Origin of the sequence: Bacterioplanoides sp. (genome assembly GCF_965226395.1) — a bacterium.
In the GTDB taxonomy this organism is placed as follows: Bacteria; Pseudomonadota; Gammaproteobacteria; order Pseudomonadales; family Oceanobacteraceae; genus Bacterioplanoides.
This window is the reverse complement of the sequence record NZ_OZ245358.1, coordinates 906,206-926,889: the sequence shown is the minus strand read 5'-3', so window position 1 is coordinate 926,889 and position 20,684 is coordinate 906,206. Positions and strand designations below refer to the sequence as shown.

18 protein-coding genes are annotated in these 20,684 nt (G+C 47.8%); 6 read left to right on the top strand and 12 right to left on the bottom strand.

All coding sequences use genetic code 11. The features are described from left to right. Positions 1 to 18 precede the first annotated feature (18 nt). From ACO05E_RS04220 to ACO05E_RS04185, 8 genes are all read right to left on the bottom strand, one after another. Positions 19 to 807: an SDR family NAD(P)-dependent oxidoreductase gene (locus tag ACO05E_RS04220; protein ID WP_419811740.1), complete on the bottom strand. Its 789-nt coding sequence runs from the start codon at positions 805 to 807 to the stop codon at positions 19 to 21. Next, entirely contained in the window at positions 804 to 1,259 is a 456-nt protein-coding gene (locus ACO05E_RS04215; protein WP_419811739.1) for a nuclear transport factor 2 family protein, read from the bottom strand. The genes ACO05E_RS04220 and ACO05E_RS04215 overlap by 4 nt, the downstream gene beginning before the upstream one ends. After that, on the bottom strand, positions 1,252 to 2,208 hold the full coding sequence (locus ACO05E_RS04210) for an acyl-CoA desaturase (protein WP_419811738.1): 957 nt from the start codon (positions 2,206 to 2,208) through the stop codon (positions 1,252 to 1,254). Before ACO05E_RS04210 ends, ACO05E_RS04215 begins: the two co-directional genes overlap by 8 nt. Beyond that, positions 2,208 to 3,767 carry a deoxyribodipyrimidine photo-lyase gene (gene phrB, locus ACO05E_RS04205; protein ID WP_419811737.1) on the bottom strand — a complete coding sequence of 520 codons (1,560 nt, stop codon included), beginning with the start codon at positions 3,765 to 3,767 and terminating at the stop codon, positions 2,208 to 2,210. Before phrB ends, ACO05E_RS04210 begins: the two co-directional genes overlap by 1 nt. Beyond that, a complete protein-coding gene (locus ACO05E_RS04200) occupies positions 3,764 to 4,690 on the bottom strand; it encodes a MerR family transcriptional regulator (RefSeq protein ID WP_419811736.1) in 927 nt (308 codons plus the stop codon). The genes phrB and ACO05E_RS04200 overlap by 4 nt, the downstream gene beginning before the upstream one ends. Next, on the bottom strand, positions 4,680 to 5,684 hold the full coding sequence (locus ACO05E_RS04195) for a YbgA family protein (protein ID WP_419811735.1): 1,005 nt from the start codon (positions 5,682 to 5,684) through the stop codon (positions 4,680 to 4,682). The genes ACO05E_RS04200 and ACO05E_RS04195 overlap by 11 nt, the downstream gene beginning before the upstream one ends. A 116-nt stretch (positions 5,685 to 5,800) precedes the next feature. Then, positions 5,801 to 6,193 (bottom strand): sirohydrochlorin chelatase, encoded by a 393-nt coding sequence (locus ACO05E_RS04190; RefSeq protein WP_419811734.1) that lies wholly within the window; start codon positions 6,191 to 6,193, stop codon positions 5,801 to 5,803. 28 nt (positions 6,194 to 6,221) lie between these two features. Further along, on the bottom strand, positions 6,222 to 7,277 hold the full coding sequence (locus ACO05E_RS04185) for an NAD(P)/FAD-dependent oxidoreductase (protein ID WP_419813656.1): 1,056 nt from the start codon (positions 7,275 to 7,277) through the stop codon (positions 6,222 to 6,224). A 221-nt stretch (positions 7,278 to 7,498) separates the two neighbouring features. Here ACO05E_RS04185 and ACO05E_RS04180 point away from each other — a divergent pair, with 221 nt between their 5' ends. From ACO05E_RS04180 to ACO05E_RS04165, 4 genes are all read left to right on the top strand, one after another. Continuing rightward, complete coding sequence (locus tag ACO05E_RS04180; protein WP_419811733.1) at positions 7,499 to 9,268, top strand: acyl-CoA dehydrogenase C-terminal domain-containing protein; 1,770 nt, start codon at positions 7,499 to 7,501, stop codon at positions 9,266 to 9,268. Between the two features lie 223 nt (positions 9,269 to 9,491). Next, positions 9,492 to 10,412: a TIGR01777 family oxidoreductase gene (locus tag ACO05E_RS04175; RefSeq protein WP_419811732.1), complete on the top strand. Its 921-nt coding sequence runs from the start codon at positions 9,492 to 9,494 to the stop codon at positions 10,410 to 10,412. Between the two features lie 263 nt (positions 10,413 to 10,675). Then, complete coding sequence (locus tag ACO05E_RS04170) at positions 10,676 to 11,005, top strand: hypothetical protein (RefSeq protein ID WP_419811731.1); 330 nt, start codon at positions 10,676 to 10,678, stop codon at positions 11,003 to 11,005. A gap of 194 nt (positions 11,006 to 11,199) precedes the next feature. Next, a complete protein-coding gene (locus ACO05E_RS04165; protein WP_419811730.1) occupies positions 11,200 to 11,535 on the top strand; it encodes a DUF6482 family protein in 336 nt (111 codons plus the stop codon). 24 nt (positions 11,536 to 11,559) lie between these two features. Here ACO05E_RS04165 and ACO05E_RS04160 read toward each other — a convergent pair whose 3' ends face one another. The 4 genes from ACO05E_RS04160 to ACO05E_RS04145 are packed head-to-tail and all read right to left on the bottom strand — an operon-like array spanning position 11,560 to position 16,407. Continuing rightward, positions 11,560 to 13,080, bottom strand: coding sequence for a deoxyribodipyrimidine photo-lyase/cryptochrome family protein (locus ACO05E_RS04160; protein ID WP_419811729.1), 1,521 nt, complete (start codon positions 13,078 to 13,080; stop codon positions 11,560 to 11,562). 18 nt (positions 13,081 to 13,098) lie between these two features. Continuing rightward, positions 13,099 to 14,622 (bottom strand): DASH family cryptochrome, encoded by a 1,524-nt coding sequence (locus tag ACO05E_RS04155; RefSeq protein ID WP_419811728.1) that lies wholly within the window; start codon positions 14,620 to 14,622, stop codon positions 13,099 to 13,101. Then, positions 14,622 to 14,825 carry a DUF2256 domain-containing protein gene (locus tag ACO05E_RS04150; RefSeq protein WP_419811727.1) on the bottom strand — a complete coding sequence of 68 codons (204 nt, stop codon included), beginning with the start codon at positions 14,823 to 14,825 and terminating at the stop codon, positions 14,622 to 14,624. The genes ACO05E_RS04155 and ACO05E_RS04150 overlap by 1 nt, the downstream gene beginning before the upstream one ends. A gap of 13 nt (positions 14,826 to 14,838) precedes the next feature. Continuing rightward, positions 14,839 to 16,407 (bottom strand): cryptochrome/photolyase family protein, encoded by a 1,569-nt coding sequence (locus tag ACO05E_RS04145; RefSeq protein WP_419811726.1) that lies wholly within the window; start codon positions 16,405 to 16,407, stop codon positions 14,839 to 14,841. Between the two features lie 140 nt (positions 16,408 to 16,547). Here ACO05E_RS04145 and ACO05E_RS04140 point away from each other — a divergent pair, with 140 nt between their 5' ends. Beyond that, the gene (locus tag ACO05E_RS04140; protein WP_419811725.1) at positions 16,548 to 18,068 is read left to right on the top strand and encodes an FMN-binding glutamate synthase family protein; all 1,521 of its coding nucleotides are present in this window, start codon (positions 16,548 to 16,550) and stop codon (positions 18,066 to 18,068) included. Between the two features lie 249 nt (positions 18,069 to 18,317). Then, positions 18,318 to 20,588, top strand: a complete 2,271-nt coding sequence (locus ACO05E_RS04135; RefSeq protein WP_419811724.1) for a putative bifunctional diguanylate cyclase/phosphodiesterase — start codon at positions 18,318 to 18,320, stop codon at positions 20,586 to 20,588. The last annotated feature ends 96 nt before the right edge of the window (positions 20,589 to 20,684 follow it).

Here is a 20,684-nt window from a genome sequence, read left to right as displayed (position 1 = left end):
GTGATTCAGGTGTTGGCTTTACTGGCGACTCATGGATTGCGTAATACGCATACGTAATGGTGCCGGTAATAACGCAATCAGCTTCAAAATACGGGTGAAGCGACGCGGGAAATGAATTTCCCAGGTTCGCTGTTTCAGCCCCTGAATAATTTCAGTAGCCGCTTCTGATGCACTGATACGCATGGGCATCGGAAAGTCGTTCTGGTCAGTCAGCGGGGTTTTGACAAACCCGGGGCAAATCACCGAAACATCAATCTGCTCTGGTGCCAGATCAATCTTCATCGCTTCAAGAAAGTGATTGGTGGCGGCTTTACTGGAACCATAGGCCTGAGCCCGGGTCAGGGGTAAATAAGCCACACTGGAACTCATGCCCAGTAAATAACCGCGCTGACTTTTGCGCAATAACGGCAACGCCGCTTCGACACTGTTGACCAGCCCCATCAGGTTGGTATTGATAACTCGCTCAAACAAAGCGGCATCAAACTGGCCGACATCGACATATTCACAGGTGCCTGCGTTAGCGATCAGGGTGTCCAGTCGTCCATAGTGTTGTTCAATATCGTTGGCAACACGCTGCAGCTGATCGCGATTGGTGATATCCACCGGGGCACAGGTAATATTGTGGCAACCAGTATCATGCGCGACCTGTTGCAGTTTTTCGCCGTTACGAGCTGAAATAATCAGGGTTTTGCATTGCTCAGCTAATGGCTTAACCAGTGCTTCACCAATACCGGAAGACGCTCCGGTTAACCAGATAACCTGTTGTGATATATCGGGCTTTGTCGCTTGTTGTTTAAAAGAACTCATTGCATGCGCTCCTTTAATTTTCGAATTGCCCAGCCCATCAGCGGCAGGTGCTCGTACAACATCTGGCCGCCATCAAAAAAATCCTGATGCTGAATAATTTTGTTATCGTGCCAGATTAATTCACTGCCACCGTCAACCAGCACCACCTTTCCTGAATTGATACGCGGGTGTTGATAACGCATTTGCCAACGAATAAAGGCGCTGGTCTGGGTGTTAGTGTTGGCATCGACCGAATCCAGCCAGCTATGGCCAAAAGTAAATTCAATATGCTCAACATTTTCATACATATTGATAAAATAATGCGTTAACGCATCGAGACCATGAACCTGATGAAAAGGATCACGAAATAGAATGCTGTCGGCATACACATCCGCTAATAACGCCTGACTGACATGATCACGTTTCAGGCTGTGGTATAAATCCTGAAATTTCTGCACCGAGGCCTTATTCATGGCTGGCCTCCCGCTTGAAATACGGCGTTTTACCTTCCTCAAGAATGCGTGCCGGAACCGGATTGAGGCTATGAATAATGCCCATCCAGCTCATTAACTTCAGCACATAATAAGTAATATCGGCCTGCCACCAATAAAATCCCTGACGAGCGGATACGGCGAAACGGTGATGGTTGTTATGCCAGCCTTCGCCCAGTGTTAATAAGGCCAGAAAGGCATTGTTACGGCTTTCGTCTTTGGTTTTAAAACGCTTATTCCCCCAGATGTGACCCAGTGAATTAATCGCCACGGTTGAATGAAATAATAAAACGGTGGAAACAAAAAATCCCCAGATCACTAATTGCATACCACTGGTCTCTAAGGCGGGTTGAAACCGGGCTAGTAACTCGCCACTGATATACAACAACACAACCAGTAATACCGGGCCAAAAATATCGTAACGATCAAGCCAGCGCAGTTCAGGGAATTTTGAAAAATCTTTAATACGTTGATACTGAGTACGGAAACTGGCATCACAGGTAAACCAACCAACATGACTCCACCAGAAGCCTCGTAACACTGGTGAGTGCAGGTCTTGTTCGGTATCTGAATGTTGATGATGGGCACGATGATGAGCAGCCCACCACAGTGGCCCACGCTGGGCAGCCATATTACCTAATAAGGCAAAAATAAATTGCCAGAAGCGATTGGTTTTATAAGAGCGGTGAGAAAAATAGCGATGATAAAAGGCGGTAATAGCAAACTGGCGTAACCAGTACAAGGCAAAACACACAACAACCGCGGTGCTGCTGATGTCCATAAACAGAGCACTGATCGCGACCAGGTGCAAAGCAATAAAAGGAATCACCCGCACCCAATTAAATCGTGTGCTGGTCATGGATTCGTCCTGACCGATATCAGAATCAACCCAGCGTGCAATATTTTTCCAGATGGATATTCCGGTTGCCATCAGATGCTCTCATTGCTGACTTCGTCAGCGGCAGAAGGTGAAAATAAATCGGTTTGTTTTTGTTGTTCGCAAGCGGATAGCGGCAATGGTTCACCTTTAAAGGCGGCCAAGGCTCGCTGGCGACCAAACTGATGATCCACAACAGGTTGTGGATAATGACAGAAGCGGCGTTTCGCATTATCCGGGGCATGGCGCTGCTTTGGATCGAGTGGTAACAATTCCGGCACATAACGCACAATAAAATGGCCTTCAGAATCAAATTTTTGTGACTGACTGGTGGGATTAAAAATACGAAAATAAGGCGCACCATCAGCACCGGTGGAGGCACTCCATTGCCAGCCACCATTATTCGAAGCTAGGTCAAAATCCACTAAGTGTTCTGCAAACCAGGCTTCACCCCAGCGCCAGTCAATTAATAAATGTTTGGTTAAAAACATCGCACTGATCATGCGCAGACGATTGTGCATCCAACCCGTTTGTTTTAACTGGCGCATGGCCGCATCGACAATGGGATAGCCGGTGTTACCATCACACCAGGCCTGAAAATCCGCCTGATCGTAGCGCCACGGCACCTGTTCGGTATCGGGTTTAAAGGCTTTGTGTTTACACAGATCTGGGTAAGCCACCATTAAATGGCGATAAAACTCGCGCCAAATTAATTCATTAATCCAGCTGTCGAGTCCTGGTTTAGCACCGATTAATTCACCACGACTTTTGTATAATTCGCCAGGGCTGTGTTGCCAGCAAGCATAAAAACACTGGCGTGGAGACAATAAACCGAGTGCTAAAGCCATCGACAGCTGGCTGGTGGCAGGTTGTGATGGAATATCACGTAACTCGTGATAATCCTGAACCCGCTGATCGAGAAAATCATTGAGCTGCTGATGGGCCGCGGCTTCTGCGACTTGCCAGAGTTCATCCGGCTGATAATCCAGCGTTAGTAGTGGCAAATCTAACCCGTTCAGATCCGTGCCGATATTGTGATGATCTGCAGCCGCTGGCTTGCCTAACGGTGGTTGCTGATAATGACCCACCTGTTTTTGCCAGGCGCGTTTAAAGGGTGAATACACTTTAAACATGGTGTCACTGGCGGTTAACACCTTACCCGGTGGTACTAAACACTGGTCATGAAAACCATGGGTCGTAATCTGGTTCTGATCGCACCAGTGTGAAAAACGCTTATCACGCTGCTGTTCATTCAGCTCGTATTCGTGATTAAAAAAGACCTGATCAATATTCAGATCAGAGCACAAGGTCTGCAGCAGAGTAAGGCTGTTATTAAAATCTCCGGCATTAATAATCAGTAGTGGAATATTAAGTGAACGTAACGATTGCTGTAATTCCAGCACTGCATTTTTCAGCAACTGAATCTGGCGTTGTCCCATGCCATGTTGCTGCCACTGTTGTTCGGTAATAAAAAATACCGCCAACAGTTTAGTGCTCTCTGTTAACTTCTCATTGGCTGTCAATTTATTAGCTTCAGCACGTTGGCTGGCGGCAAACAAAGCCGGGTTGTCCAGTATTCTCAGGTCTTTACGAAACCACACCAGGTGAGTCATAACCGTACCTTCGGTTGGCTTGTTATATTCTGATGCTGAATAAAAAATGCCAATTGCTCGGCAAACGACTCAGGTAATTGCCATATACCCCGTGCAGCAGAGACTGGTTTATTGTCATTGGTATCACTAGTGGCGCTGATATCGCCGCCAGCTAAGTTGGAAAATACCGGCAGGCTTTGTTGCAGCTCGTTAAGTTGTTGCTGCCACTGTTCGGTTTTGCCTGATACTGAAGCGCACAGGTCTGCCCAAAGCTGACTGCAATTTAATAAGGTAACCAGTTGGCTCAGCTCAGCCGGAGTTATTGTCTGGCAATACACTTCAACCCGAAAGGCTGCTGCACCCAAAGCGTAAGCCATGGCATACATGGCAATTTCATTCTGATCATGGTTGCTCAGCAGTAATAACACCGGGCCGCTGTTGTGCTTCTGCTGCTGATGCACCAGACAAATTAATTTGCGTTTTAATTGCTGGCAATACAACTGATATAGCAGTGGTTCGGATTGCAAAAATGCCATCACTGGTTGCAGGCAACGTTCGTAATAAACCGCCATCGGATAATTAGCAAAACCATCGGTAATAAGATTATCCAGCTGTTGTAATTGCCCGCGAGACAGATAATTAATATGTTGTTCGCGAATGGTCTGCCAACCATCGTCTTGCTGGCTGATAATCTGGTTGTTTTGTAATAACAGCCTGACCTGGCGAATGGGATAGCCCTGATCCAACCAGTAGAGGATATTCTGAATACGCTGAATATCAGCTTCACTGTAAAAACGATGACCTTTATCGGTGCGCTGAGGCTGAATAATGCCATAGCGGCGTTCCCAGGCACGTAACGTTACTGGGTTTACCCCGGTAAGGCGGGCAAATTCACGAATCGGATAATGACCCGAGAAATCGCTGCCGGAATATTCAGATGTCATTACGTAACCCTAATTCGTACGGATAGGGATTTAAATACACCTGCTGCCAGGCATACTGATTCACTTCCTTATGGTGTTTTAAATGATGTTTCAGCAAGGTCAGCGGCACAATTAACGGCACAACGGCTTTATGATATTGATGGATAACATCCGTTAATTCTTGTTTATCATCCGACGATAAGCGGTTTTTCAGGTAGCCCTGTAAATGCATCAAGGTATTCGTATGCATTTTGCGGGATGCTGGCTTAGCCAGTGCCTGCATTAATTGGCTGAAATATTCCTGGCCCACGGCGGTAATATCTTTGCCGGATAAATCCGCCAGTAAACGCCCCAATGATTTGTAATGGGATTGGCTGTGCGCCATTACCAGATATTTATAACGGGCATGAAACTCAATCAGGCCTTTGGCGTTATACCCTTGTGCCGAAAATTGTTGCCAGTCACTGTAGGTAAATACCCGCACCAGAAAATTTTCGCGCAGGCCCGGGTCATTTAACCGACCGGCTTCTTCCACCGGCAGCAGCGGTTGCTGTTGACAGAATTCCGCTGCGTATAAGCCGCGAGTGGTACCTTCGGGCATACCATTGCTGAGGTAGCGCTTTACACCAAACAGGCCACAGCTCGGGCTTTTCTGCATAAAGATATAGCCACACAGCTGCTGTTGTTGCTGACCCTGAGTACGACCGTAGTGACGCAGATCGTCGCTGACATCCAGTGTTTCATCCCGGGTCCCGCGGGCAAAAACCTCAGTACTGTCGTCAACAACGCCTTTATTATCGTCACTAACGAGTCGAATCGGCTGACGGGGGGTGCCCATGCCAATCGCAACCTCGGGGCAGAGGGGTACGTAGTCAAAATAGTCCGACAGTACATCGGTACAAAAACGGGAACGCTTGTGGCCGCCATCAAAACGAACCTCATGGCCCATCAGGCAGGCGCTGATACCAATCTGAATTTTGTCTGCCGGGGTGGCAGATAGCGCGGATGCAGTCATTTGTTGTACAACCTCTGGTATAACTTTGTACAAGATTTAATGTGCACCCAGAGGTTCTACAAGTCAAACACTTTTTGTATAAGAAATTATATTTTTGTATAGCTTTGAACGAAGGATCAGTGATCCGACAGTTTGCGTACCACTACCTTGCTGATGGCGTTGGCCATTTCCGGTTCCAGGCCAATCGGTGAGTGCAGTGTCAGCTCGGCATCATAACCCTGATCCGTTAGTTGCTGTTGCAGTGCTTCCAGCATATTGGGTACATCTTTGCGCAGGTGACGCCCGGCAGCAAAAAACAGCGGCAGAATATCCACTTGTTGATAACCCTCGGCAACCAGCTCAGTAATGGCGTGTTCCATGGTGGGTTCTGCCAGTTCCATATACGCCAGCTCTACACGTTCGCTGTCGTGTAAATCTCCGCGGATGCGCTCCAGTAAGGTCTGGAATGGTGCTAACCAGTTGGGGTCGCTGCTGCCATGGGCCAGCAGTACAGAGGCTTTTTTCGCCATAAAAAATTCTTCGCTCTTTAATTCTTTACTAAAAACGTTGCTGCATCATCTGAGCGGCTTTCTGGCCGCTTAACCACGCACCTTCAACGGCACCTTGTTCCAGCCAGTCACCACAAACGGCCAGTGGCACGCTATCTGACTGTAGCGCGCCACAATGCAATGGCTGATCAACAATGGCATACAGCCAGCGGTGCAGCCAGATTTCGCAGCTGGCCTGAACGGGCTGGCGCATGACTTCAAAAAAGGCCTGAAGCATCTGTTGCTGTACCCAGTCCCGAGGGCTGTCGCTGTGCTCCCGGCTCCAGTGATGATCGGCATGTATCGTCCAGGTTTGTGGCGCGCCGTGTGTCGGTTTATCACGCTCTGGCTTGTCGGAATTCTGCGCAATAAAGTCGATGATCGGATGGTGCACAAAGGCCGCTTTGATGTCTTCTTCACGTTCAGGTGAGGTTAATGGTTGATCAAACGCCAGTAATAATGTCCAGGTCGGCATCATATCCACATCGCACTGGGCGGCCAGTTCGGGGGCTGGTTGCTGCAGCAGTGGCTGTGCCTGTAGCGGTGGAGTGTTAATGATCAGGCCGTCAAAGCCGCTGAAGGTCTGGCTATCGTCAGCAGTGAGCAACCACTGACTTTCATGGTATTGGCAATCAACAATCCGGGTGGAAGGGATAAATGCATCGGCTGCTTCGAGCAGTTTGCGGCTCAGTGCGGTCATCCGGCTGACGCCGACATAACGTTGTACATCATCGTCAGAACGGCGAATGCCGTCAGCATCAATCACATGGGGCTGAAAGTCCCAGTGCTTTACCCAGCCATCCAGCTCCCACTGACGCAATACCTGGCTGAACTCAGAATGATGGCTACGCATAAACTGGGCGCCCATATCCCAGCTGGCATTGCCCACTTTTTTGCTTGCCAGACGGCCACCAGAGCCACGGCTTTTATCAAACACCGTTACCTGATGACCTGCCTGTTTCAGTGTTTGTAATGCACTCAGCCCTGCCATGCCTGCGCCAATGATTGCAATGTGTGCCATAAAATTTCCTGCTACTTCCTGCTCACAATAAGTTGTACAACAAATTCAGCCCCACGTCTTTATGCGGCTGTTGGGTCGTTGATTACTGCCTGTTCTTTGACGTGGCATTGTACCTTTATTAACGCTGAATTGTATCAGTATTTGCCTAATTAAATAAAATATGTATAACTTATGTATAGCTATGAGAGTCAAAGCATAGTGCAACGTTAACCATAAACGTTAACCGCAACATGATTGAGCATAAGGTTAACCACGAGGATAGAGAGATGAGTTATCAGGCGCCACTGCGCGACATGCAGTTTGTATTGTATGAGGTTCTGAAAGGAGACGAGATTTTACCGTCTTTGCCCGGTTTTGAAGATGCGACCCGCGAAATCATGGATGCCATGCTGACCGAAGGCGCTAAGCTGGCGGAAAATGTGATGGCGCCACTGAACACGCCGGGGGATCGTGAAGGTTGCCAATACGATCCGGAAACCAAAAGTGTTACTACGCCAACAGGCTTCAAAGAAGCGTATAAACAGTTTGCTGAAAATGGCTGGACAGCACTGTCTTCCCCGGTGGAGTACGGTGGTCAGGGTCTGCCGCACACGCTGAACACGCTGGCTGAAGAGATGGTGTGTTCGGCCAACTTGTCACTGGGTATGTACCCGGGCCTGACCCACGGTGCAATCAACGCCTTAACCAGTTACGGTTCGGAAGAGCTGAAAAACAAGTTTCTGCCACAACTGATCAGTGGTGAGTGGACAGGTACTATGTGTCTGACCGAGCCACACTGTGGTACTGATCTGGGCCTGATTCGCACTAAGGCTGAACCTCAGGCAGACGGTTCTTATGCCATTTCCGGTACTAAGATCTGGATCACCGGCGGCGAACACGACCTGGCTGATAATATTGTGCATCTGGTACTGGCAAAACTGCCGGATGCGCCGGGTGGCTCCAAAGGTATTTCGTTATTCCTGGTACCGAAACTGCTGGAAGATGGCAGCCGTAACCCGGCTTTCTGTGGCGGTCTGGAACACAAAATGGGCATCAAAGGCTCGGCTACCTGTGTGATGAACTTTGAAGAAGCCAAAGGTTGGCTCATTGGTGAACCACACAAAGGTTTACAGGCTATGTTTGTCATGATGAACAGTGCTCGCCTGATGGTTGGCTTACAGGGCTTAGGTGTGGCGGAAGCGGCTTATCAGACTTCGCTGGGTTTTGCCAAAGACCGCCGTCAGAGTCGTTCGCTGGCGGGCCCACAAGAACCGGATCAGGCAGCAGACTGCATCATTGTGCACCCCGATGTTCGCCGTATGTTACTGCGCCAGAAAGCCACCATTGAAGGCGGTCGGGCGCTGGCTTACTTCACGGCCATGCAACTGGATATTTCTCACAATGGTGAAACACCAGAAGAGCGTGAATACGCCGATGATCTGGTACAGCTGTTAACGCCGGTTGCCAAAGCCTTCCTCACCGATGAAGGTTTCTTCTGTGCCAACGATGGTCTGCAGCTGATGGGTGGCAACGGTTTCACACAAGACTGGCCGGTTGAACAATACGTGCGTGACGCCCGTATTACCCGGATTTATGAAGGTACCAATGGTATTCAGGCACTGGATCTGGTTGGCCGCAAACTGGGTATGGCGGGTGGTCGTCCACTGAAGCGTTTCTTTGCTATGTTAGAAGGCTATGCAAGCGAGAACGAAGATGCGCCGTATCTGGGTGAACTGAAAGCGTCCATGGCAAAACTGCAGAAAGCGACCATGTGGCTGATGCAAAACGGCATGACCGACCGTGAGCAGGCGGGTTCGGCGGCAACGCCATACTTGCGTCTGATGGCGTTAACGTCACTGGCGTATTTCTGGAGCAAAATGGCATTGGTAGCGCGTCAACAGCTGGATGCCGGCAGCACTGAAACAGACTTTTATCAGGCTAAACTGCACAGCGCTGAGTTTTATATGGCGAAAATTCTGCCACAAACCAGCAGCCTGCTGACGGAAATCGAAGCGGGCAAAGACAGCCTGATGGCGATGACGATCGAGCAGTTTTGATAAAAGTGCAGTTTGATAAAAGCGCAGTTTGATCAGAACGTAGTTTTGACCAAGCCGCTCTGACCAAGCTAACGACCGACACACGCTTTTTCAGCGGTGCGCAAAAAGCCACATCCATGTGATCTTTGCGCACAGCAATCATCCTGATTGCTACGCTGAAAAAGCGTGTCTCGTTCGTTAGGCAAGATTACGGTCATCAGATGGAAGATCACAGGAGAAGCGTATGAGTAAACGCATATTAATCACCGGCGGCAGCGGTTTTATTGGCAGTCGTCTGATTACAGACTGGCTGAACGCTGGCCATCAGGTTGTGGTGTTTACCCGTCGTCCTTCTCAGGTGATTCAGCGTTGGGATGGCCAGTTGCGTGCCACCGATAATCTGGCTCAGTTAAATGAATTGTTTGACTGGCTGGTAAATCTGGCCGGAGAAGGCATTGCTGATCAGCGTTGGAGCTCCAGGCGTAAAGATGTATTACGTCAATCGCGGGTTGATCTTACCCGTGACTTGTTGCAATGGGCAAAGCAATCACAACAATCGTTCGAACTGGTGTTATCAGGCTCTGCGGTTGGCTATTACGGCAGTTTTCGTGATGACTTGTACCAGGGTAATAGCCTGACGGAAGCGGATGGCCACGGTGCTGGGTTTGCTGCCCATTTATGTCGTGACTGGGAGCATATTGCGGAAGAGTTCACTAGTTGTAGTGAGCGTTTGGTCTTGCTGCGTACCGGTATTGTCCTTGGCCCGCGTGGCGGCATGCTGAAACGTTTATGGTTGCCATTTTCCGTCGGCCTTGGCGGTGTCATTGGTGCGGGTAATCAGGTGCTGTCCTGGATCGATCTTGAAGATTACGTGAGCGCCATTCATCACATCACAGGTTCTCTGTTACAGGGAACGATTAATATGACGGCACCGAAGGCTGTGACCAACCGTGAATTTACCCGGGCGCTGGCAGCAGAGCTGAAACGTCCGGCTTTGTTTCCGATGCCAAAAGTTATTGCCAAATTATTGTTTGGCGAAATGTCCGAACTGTTGTTAGAAGGGCAGCGAGTCCAGCCACAACAACTGCTGCAGAGTGGTTTTCAGTATAAATTTGTCAATCTTGAACAATCATTACAGCGCATCCACCATGATTGGTCGCGCTGATTGATAAATGTACAAATATACAGGCTTTGTTATTGTGTAATAGCCTGTGTAGTTCTGTAATGCTCAATTATTTGACACCTGTCTGGCCTGACAAATCCTTGTTTTCATACACTTTTTCCGACAAATAACTGCCACTTTTGACGGTTACAAAAAAGACTGTAGTTTTGTGTTAGCGCGCATTGCAGTGCTACGGGTAAGCGACTAAACCTAAAGATATTCAAGTTGTTACCCGATTTGCCACACATAACAGGTTAGTTTTACTTATGAGCATCAGTCGCCAAACCTTAGAGCAGAACCTTTATGAATTTGATCAAGGATATCGCGTTACCTATGTGAACTTTTCACGGGCTAACGAGTTGACGGATTCCCAACTGATTCTGACATTAGAGCGTGGATGTGAGCGTAAAACCTTTGCATTTTCACAACCACAATTCAGTGATGTGGACAAAAACCTGGTGGCCAGTCACGGTATTTATATTGCCGCAATCAAAAGCTCTCCTTTATCACCAAACCGTATTGAAGTGGGTGATTCAGAAGGTGGCTTTGCTTACTTTACCGCTAAAAATGTAAAAAATATTACGCCAACAGCCTGAACCGTATTACCAATAATGTTTCAGGATTGAGACATTATTTTATGACAGCACCCTCTGTCCCAGTAGCACCCTCTGTCCTAGTACAGAAGCTAAAGCCTAGCGCTTGTCCTGAAGCGACCATGAAAATGGTCGCTTTTTTTATGCCCGGAAGTTATCACTTGCTGTAGAATAAATACCTCAGACAGGAGGTATTTATGACCATTCGTATCAGTAAGCTTAAGCAAGTCAACAGAATAGAAAAAGTCATTATTCACTCTCTCGATCTTTGCCTGTATCAGGCCTCCGTTGTGATTAATGGCGAAGAGCATTACGTGACCGACAATAACGATAAATTGCTGCGCAGCCATAATGTTTTATCGTTTCAGGCGATGTTTGAAAAATTTCCGGTGCAGGCATTTGTGATAAAACATCAGAGTGCTTACGACGAAATGGTGGGCCAGCCGATACGTCAGGGCAGCAACGCGATTGAAGTGCCGTTTGGTAATAATCAGTTAGCGGCAGACAGTGATTCTTTGCCCTCAGTTCATTAAAAGCAGCATAAAAGATTGCTTTAATTAAAAAAGAGACAGCTGTTGCGAATCGGCCGCTTTCTCTTTTTTACGCCGGGATGCCTTTCTGCTGCCAGAGCGTTTTCGTGACCCATGTTTATGGCCAATATCACGAGCTTGCTGATAAAAATCATGTTGGCGAATATCGCTGATTGCCTGCTTAGCTTGCCGGGTTGCGTTATTAAAATCGACTATCGGGTCAGGGTATGATTCACATTGATACTGAGTTTTTAACGACGCTGGCATTAATCCGGGTTGGTGAATCCAGCTGTTAGGTACTTGCCTCAATTCAGGAATCCACCTGCGAATAAACTGGCCATTGGGGTCTTGTTTTTGTGCCTGTAAGACCGGGTTATACATGCGCGGAATATTGATGCCGGTAGTACCGGATTGCATTTGTACCTGTGGATAATGAATACCGGGCTCATAATCAACAAATAAACGGGCAAGAAACGGCGCCGTTAATTGCCAGGGCAGCCACAAAGCGTAGCTGGCAATGGATACCAGCATGGCCCGCATACGGAAATTAAGCCAGCCGTGGTGCTGTAAATAACGCATACAGGCATCAACTAAAGGCCAGCCGGTATTTCCCTGTTGCCAGGCCTGTAACCTTTCCGGGTGATGATGTTGGCGTAAATGATTATAAGCCGGGTGCAGATTTTTCCATTCCATCTCAGGCTCGTCTTCCAGCTTCTGAATAAAATGGCAGTGCCACCATAAACGACTTTCGAACGCTTTGAGGCTGTTATTCCAGTATGTTTTTTTCTCTGGCTGATGGCGGTAATAATGCCGTGCTTCGTTAAGAATACGATACAGCTCTTTCAGGCTGATACAGCCATAAGCCAGATACGGACTCAACCGTGAACAAGCCTGTTCGGCACTAAGTGGAGAGCTGATGGATGAACGATAAAATTCACCACGGTGTGTTAAAAAACTATTCAGCAGCGCTAAAGCCTGTTGGCGGCCACCGGGTTGCCTGCCCGGGCAAGGTTGTTGGTCGGTTACGTATGCGGATAATTCTTTCAACGCAGGAGTCGTTGGTAAATCATGCTGCTGCCACTTAATGATCGGTAAGTCGGCGACTTCTGCATGAATAAATTGATGCCAGTTCTCAGCCCAATGATCACGCCCCGGATTCGGTCGGCAGACACCAAATTGTGAATACTCATGCCAGTCGATCTGCTGTTGCTGGCACCAGTGTTTCACGGCAATATCGCGCTGATAGGTCCAGTAATTGCCGGTTTCTTCATGACTATGCAGCCGGAAAATACCAAAGTGTTGTTGTACCTGATTTAAAAAATCCGTCACTTTACCAACACTAATAACCAGTTTCTGATTCAGTTGCTGGTTTAAATCGTACAAGGACTCTTCAATAAACAACCACTGGCGCAGGCTGGTATCGATCAGTTGCCAGTATTCTGGTTCAAAACAATAAAAGGCAATTACCGGCCCTTGTCTGGCTGCCTGGGCCAGTGCCTGATGATCACTTGCGCGCAAGTCACGCTTAAACCAAACCAGTTGCAGCATCGCTGGAATAAACCCGAATTAACGGCTGGAAGTGCCGATTCCAGGAAAAACAGTCACAGGAACGATGGGCAGCGGATAATGCGCTAATGGTTGTTGGCCACTGCTGTGTGCTTGTATTTGTGCTAAATCCTGTGTGTTAAGTTGTGGCAGCCATTGATGAATATGCTGTAGTTGTGGGTCATATTGTTGCAGCTGTTTATTGATTGAAAACCAACGACCTTTAGCCTGACGCCCCAGCGTTTGCTGATCTGCATTGGGGCTATGTTGTGGATCATTACCCACCCCGGCCAGATAAGCCCAGTTTCCCCAGTTAACCGCGACATCAAAATCAATTAGATGTTGCTCAAAAAACTGCGCGCCTAAACGCCAGTCCAGTTGTAATTCATGGATAAAATAACTGGCCAGATTCTGACGCATACGATTAGAGCAATAACCCGTGTGTATCAATTCTTTTAATCCGGCGTCAATCATGGGGACTCCGGTTTGTGCCTGTTGCCAGGCCTGCCAGCGCTGATCAAAGTTGGCTGGTTTAAATCCTGCTGCTTTAAAAGCGTTTGAATTTCCCAACCCTGAATAACAGAAATAGCGCTTGCCATAAATTCGTAGGCACCAGTAAAAATATTCCCGCCATAACAATTCCAGTGTCAGCCATTGTGAATGTTCATTCGGTTGTAACTCGTGTTCAAAGTAGTGTATTTCCTGTATCACCCGCTTGGCAGAGAGACACCCCCAGGCCAGATAAGCACTGAAAAAAGAACTGAAATTGTTGCCGGTTAATTGGTTGCGGGTGGTTTTATAATTCTGCAATCCCTGGTGCTGCCAGATATAAGACGACAAGCGAGCGAGACCATTATCTTCACCACCGGCTAAATTAAATCGTAAGGATGGCAGGGAGTCATCCTGGCCGGAAAAATCCGTTGGCCAGGGAATCGACGCATGATGGCTGAGTGGATGATCGTCCACGATTAATGCTACAGGCGGGGCCGATTTGATATGGTCAAAGTCGATATGTTTTTCAATCCGGCGGCGAAACCGACTGAAACTGGCTGGCCATTGCTGCGGCTCTGGAGTCAGGCCAGCATCTATTAATTGTTGTTGATCGAATAAAGCCTGGTTGTGATAGGTAGTTAAGGTAATGTTCTGTTCGCTGATAGCATCCAGCCAGACACTCTCTTCAGGGGCCTGGGCTTGTTGGGTAAATACCTGTTGTAAGCCTTGTTGCTGCCAGCTTTTAAACAGAGTCAGTGGGTCACCATATACCATATTAAGCTGAATATTCTGGCGATACAGCTGGCGTTGTAAATCAATCAGGCTGGCCCGTAAAAAACGTGCTTTGGGTTTACTGATACGGATCTGGTTCTGTGTATTTAAATAATCTTCCCGATACGAAAATGGTGTGCTGGCTTCTGCGTCTAACCAGAATTCCGGAACAATAAAAACCACACTAACAGGCAGGCCAGAAGCATTGGCTAATTGGAAAGCCGGGTTGTCGTGCAAGCGCAAGTCATTACGCAGCCAGATAATATTAAAGGCATTATTCATTAAAATTCATCTTCAACCTGAGCCGCTGCACATACATTGTCAGCAGCTTTATGACTTTTTTTGTTTCTTTTGCTAAGCGAGCGGCAGGCATCGCTGCAGTATTTAACCTCTTGCCAACAGCGCTGCCATTTCTTTCGCCAGGCAAACGGACGTTGGCAGTGATCGCATATTTTCTCGGGTAAATTCAGTTTTTTATGCGCCATGTTTTCAAACCAGTTAAAGATCATTCAGATTTGCCAATAGGTATTCAGCCCGATTGATCAAAGCCTGCTGTTTTTGAGGGTTCATTTTTTGCCAGTTACGATAAACCATCGTCATTCGTGGGTTGTTACTGAATTGTGGCTGGTGACGTTGAATAAAATGCCAGTACAAACTGTTAAATGGACAGCTGTTATCGTCGGTTGCAGTTTTAACGTTATAGTCACAGTGTTTGCAGTAATCCGACATTTTATTGATGTAATTACCAGAGGCGGCATACGGCTTACTGCCCAGACGACCACCATCAGCAAACATCACCATGCCATGGGTATTGGGTAATTCGACCCACTCATAGGCATCGGCATAAACCGCCAGATACCACTCGCCAACTTGTTGCGGTGTGATACCACTTAATAAGGCAAAGTTTCCGGTTACCATCAGGCGCTGAATATGATGGGCATAAGCGTGTTGAAAGGTATTTTTAAAACACTCACTCATGCAGTGCATCCGGGTGTTGCCATGCCAGTAAAAATCAGGAAGCGGACGATGGTTCTGTAGAATATTCAGCTCACCGTAATCCGGCATCCATAACCAATAAATACCACGCACGTATTCGCGCCAGCCAATAATTTGCCGGATAAATCCTTCAACAGCATTCAGAGGAGCTTGTTGATTAATATAGGCTTGCTCGGCTTTCTGGCACACTTCCAGTGGTGTTAACAAACCACAATTTAAATAGGGTGAGATCAGGCTGTGGAATAAGGTATGTTCGCCACTTTTCATGGCATCCTGATAGGTACCAAAGTCGGGCAAACGATGCTGAATAAAGTGATCCAGTTCGTTAAGTGCTTGTTGCCGGGTGGTGGCCCAATAAAAATGTTCCAGTGTGCCCGGGTGATCGGCAAACTCCTGTTTAACCAGTGCAATAACGTCGTGATCAATCTGATCACGCTGATGGCTGATCCTCACCGGCAGCGGCGTGTCGCCATGACTTTCCCCCTGATAGCGCTTGCGGTTATCGGCATCAAAATTCCACTGATCGCCGACAGGTTTGTCCTGTTCCATTAACAAACCGGTTTTACGGCGCATTTCCCGATAAAAATACTCCATACGCAGCTGTTTTCGGCCAGATGCCCAATGGCGGAATTCATCAGTGGAGCAGATAAAACGATCGTCTTGGTAACACTCAACCCGAATGCCTAATGTTTCCTGCCACTGTTGATCAATAGCGTGTTGCAGCCGGTATTCACCACATTCGGTAACGACCAGAGCATCAATGGGATCATCCTGAACAGAATGCTGACTGCAACACTGACCGCAACACCAGGCAATCACATCAAGTAACGATTGTCGCGGGCTGTGGCGATCAAAGGTGTGATAAATGACCCGCCAACCTTGCTCTTTAAGTTCTTCAGCAAAGTGGCGCATGGCACTGAATAACAACGCAATTTTTTGCTGATGATGAGCAACGTAGGTGGCTTCTTCCACCACTTCGGCCAGCAGCAGAATATCGTTTTGGCGGTTGAGCGCTCTCAGACTAGCAAGCTGATGCGTTAATTGATCTGCGAGGATAATTCCGAGTTTCATATACTAATTGTATGATATGTGTATAGGTATTGAATAGCTTTTGTTTGTATCACCTCAATAAAGTCAGCTTTAATGACTGTTGTGACTTTTATCCATAACCCCGGCGCAGTACTCTGTAAAAAAAGATGAGAGTAAGCGTGATGCCTGAAAAAATTTTGTTGGCCGATGCCTATGGCTTGCTGATTGTGCTGACAGTGTTAGCGGCACTGCTGGTGGGTTTGGTGTTGTGGGTCGCTGCCGCCTACATCATTGATGTGACTCAAACCCGGCATACGGTAAGGCGTAACTTTCCGGTGATTGGCCGGTTTCGTTATACCTTCGAACATCTTGGGGAGTTCTTCCGGCAATACTTTTTTGCCATGGACCGCGAGGAAATGCCGTTTAATCGTGCTGAGCGTAGCTGGGTATATAAAGCAGCAAAAAAACTCAATACCACGGCAGCGTTTGGCTCGACCCGGCGTCTCGATATTCCGGGCACTGTGCTGTTTGTGAACAGCCCATTTCCGGCGTTAAAACAAGACTTTGCTGAACCGGCTGATATCACCATTGGTAAATATTGCCGCCAGCCTTATACCACCCGTTCGGTGATTAATATTTCTGCCATGAGTTATGGCGCTTTATCAAAACCGGCGATTCGGGCGTTATCGCACGGGGCTAAACAGGCAGGTTGCTGGATGAACTCTGGTGAAGGCGGCATTTCTCCGTTTCATCTGGAGAGTGGTTGTGATCTGGTGGCTCAGATTGGTACGGCAAAATACGGTGTCAGAACACCGGATGGGCAACTGGACGATAACAAACTGCGTGACATTGCTGCCCATGAACAGGTTCGTATGTTTGAGATCAAGCTGAGTCAGGGGGCTAAACCCGGTAAGGGTGGGATGTTGCCCGGTACCAAAGTGACGGCTGAAATCGCGGCTATTCGGGGTATTCCTGAAGGTGAGGACTCAATCAGCCCGAACGGCCACCCGGATATTCGCTCGGTGGATGATTTGCTCGATATGATTGCCCATATTCGCTCGGTGACCGGCAAACCGGTTGGCTTTAAAACCGTCTTGGGCGGTATGGATTGGATTGAAACCTTATGCCAGGAAATTACTCAGCGTGGTATTGAAAGTGCGCCGGACTTTATCACCCTGGATGGTGCTGAAGGCGGTACCGGAGCGGCACCTCAACCCTTGCTGGATTACATGGGACTACCGCTGAATCAGTCGTTACCGATGTTAATTGATACTCTGGATGCCTTTGAATTACGCCCGCGTATCCGGGTAATTGCTTCTGGCAAACTGATTAATCCCGATCGGGTGGCCTGGGCCTTGTGTACCGGTGCAGATTTTGTCGTCTCCGCCCGTGGCTTTATGTTTGCGTTGGGCTGTATTCAGGCGTTGCAGTGTAATAACAATCAGTGCCCGACCGGGATCACCACCCACAATCCTAAATTGCAGAATGGCCTGGTGGTTAAAGATAAAGCCAAGCGGGTGGCACAGTACGTGGATACCATGGTGCAGGAGGTTGGGATTATTGCTCATTCTTGCGGCGTGGATGAACCCCGCAAATTGCGACGTCATCATGCCCGGCTGGTGAAACCGGGTGGTGCGGCGGTGCTGTTATCCGATTTGTACGCCGGAGCGGATTTTCGTACGGGTCAGACCTTTATTCGTTAAGCAGATCAGTGACGCCGATAACGAATTCGTTATTGGCTCAGGTAACTGTTGATAGATCTTTCAGTAAACAACCGTTGATTTAAGTCACAGTTGTGTAACTCTGGCTGGTGCTGCTGCCTGCCTTTGCCTATCCTTCGCCAATAATAAGCGATCTTATTTAGCTTCTTTAGATTTATCCCCTTATGAATGTGCTGTTACAACCTGGGCGAATGCCTAGGGTTCCGGCTGAGAGTGACGTGGTTTGTCGGTATGGCACTGCTTAAAAAAAATATCTGGTCAATTTATTTGCTGTTCTTAGTTGGCAGCTTTGTTCTTGCAATTATTACGGCTTCTATTCGCTGGACGGATATTTATCAGAATCAGGCCCTGCAGCAGATACATCGTGCCGAGCAGGTTGCTTCGGCGATGAAATCGGTACTGGCCAGTCATGAGATGCTGCTGGACGTGCTGGGGCTGCAGTTATTGCCTCAGTACCGCAACCGGGAAGAACCTCATTCGCCACAGTTATTCGATGACTTAATGGCCATCAACCCATCCATATCCGGTTTTGCACTAACGAATCCCAATGGCCGTATGGTGCTGGTGGATTCCACTGCCGATCGTGGTTTATTACCTAACTTGCTGGAACAGGAAAGCAGCCGCGACTCCTTCCTGCATACGCTGGCTTCCAAACGTATGGTTGTTGGGCGTACCTATTATCAGGATGCGCTGGGTTCCTGGGGAATTCCGATTCGTAAGGCCTTACGTAACGAACAAGGTGAGGTTGTAGCTGTGATGGCGGCTGTCATCCGGGCTGAGGGCGTCGCGCCAATTTTTGATAACGAGTTGTACTACGGCAATCATGATGAAGTTTCACTGGTACGCGCTCAGGATCATTATTTACAGTATCAGTCTGCCGCTGACAGTGATCCGGCGCAGCTGTATCACCAACCGGTTGACTCCGAACGGTTACAGGCCAGCCTGGATCAGCTGGTTTTATCAAGCCAGTTGGTACTGGATAAGATTAAACAGCAGTCACAGGCACATGCTTACGTTGTGGATTTACCTCAGGGCAAACGCATTGAAGCCGCGGTTTATGAAGCTGAACATGAATTCTGGGTATTTTCATCCGTCTCTTTAAGGGATGTGTTGTGCAGTTATGGCGCCTTGATTCTGGTGTATGGCATCAGTTTTATTCTGGTTCATATTATGGTGTTTCTGCTGTTTCGCTCGGTGGCTCGCTCCGAAAAGCGCAGCCGGGATGAACTGCAATACCAGGCTTACCACGATTCGCTAACCTTGTTACCCAACCGTCAGTTTCTGATTGATCATGCGCATCAACGTATGGCGTCTGATCAGGATGAATTCTCTCTGTTATTTCTCGATGTAGATAACTTCAAAGGCATTAATGATAACTTTGGCCATGATTATGGCGATCGTTTTCTGGTGAAACTGGGCAGCCGCCTGAAAGCGGTATTAAGCCGAGATGATGTGCTGGTACGTCTGGGTGGTGATGAATTTGTGGTGATCACGTCGAAGTGCTGCGAAACCGAATTACACCTTTACTGTGAGCAATTGCTGGCGTGTATTAATGCCGATGACTGGATAGAAGGCAGCAAAATTCATATTGGTGCCAGTATTGGTATTGCCAGTTATCCACAGCACGGCAGTAATCTGAATGAGCTGCTGCGGGCGGCGGATATCGCCATGTACAAAGCCAAAGAAGATAGCAACGGTGTTGAGTTTTTCCGCCAGGATGTTGAACAACAATACCTGCATGATTACCGGATTGAGCAATTATTGCGCGCCGCCATTGGTACGGACGAGCTGTATATGAACTATCAGCCACAGTTAGATCAGCATCATACACTGATCGGTGTGGAAGCTCTGGTACGCTGGACTAACCCGGAGTTAGGGTTTATTCCGCCTAACGAATTTATTGCCATTGCTGAAAACCGTGGCCTGATGTCACAGCTGGGGCATTTTATTATTGAGCGTACGCTGTCGGATATGCGGGCGCTGCATCAGAGTTGTGAGGTTGATTTTACCGTATCCATCAATATCTCGGTGCGCCAGCTGCTACAACGTGATTTTGTCTCTGTTCTGGTGCATCAGGTTGAACATTATCAGTTCCAGCCGCAGCACATTGTGCTGGAGATAACTGAAAACGTGTTTATTGAAGATATTAATAACCTGGGCGCCATTGTGATTGAGCTGCGTAACCGGGGCTTTAATATTTCATTGGATGATTTTGGTACCGGCTATTCTTCGCTCAGTGTGCTGCAAAAGTTACCGATTGATGAATTAAAAGTAGATAAAAGCTTTGTTGATAACATTACCACTGACGAAAAAGCGCGGCAGATGATCCGCAATATTATTGCGATTGGTAAGAACTATGGCATGTCGGTATTAGCGGAAGGGGTTGAAACCGAAAATCAGGTACGCATGCTGGGCAATTTTGGCTGTGATTATTTTCAGGGATACTGGTTTGCGAAACCCATGAATGTGGATGATTTACAACGCTTTATTCGCTGTAAATGACCCTGGTTGTCTAAAAAACAGGTAACTTAATCCTAGCTTGATATTGTCATAAATTATAAAAAAGTCGTATTTGTAGCAAATGTAATCATCGCTGAA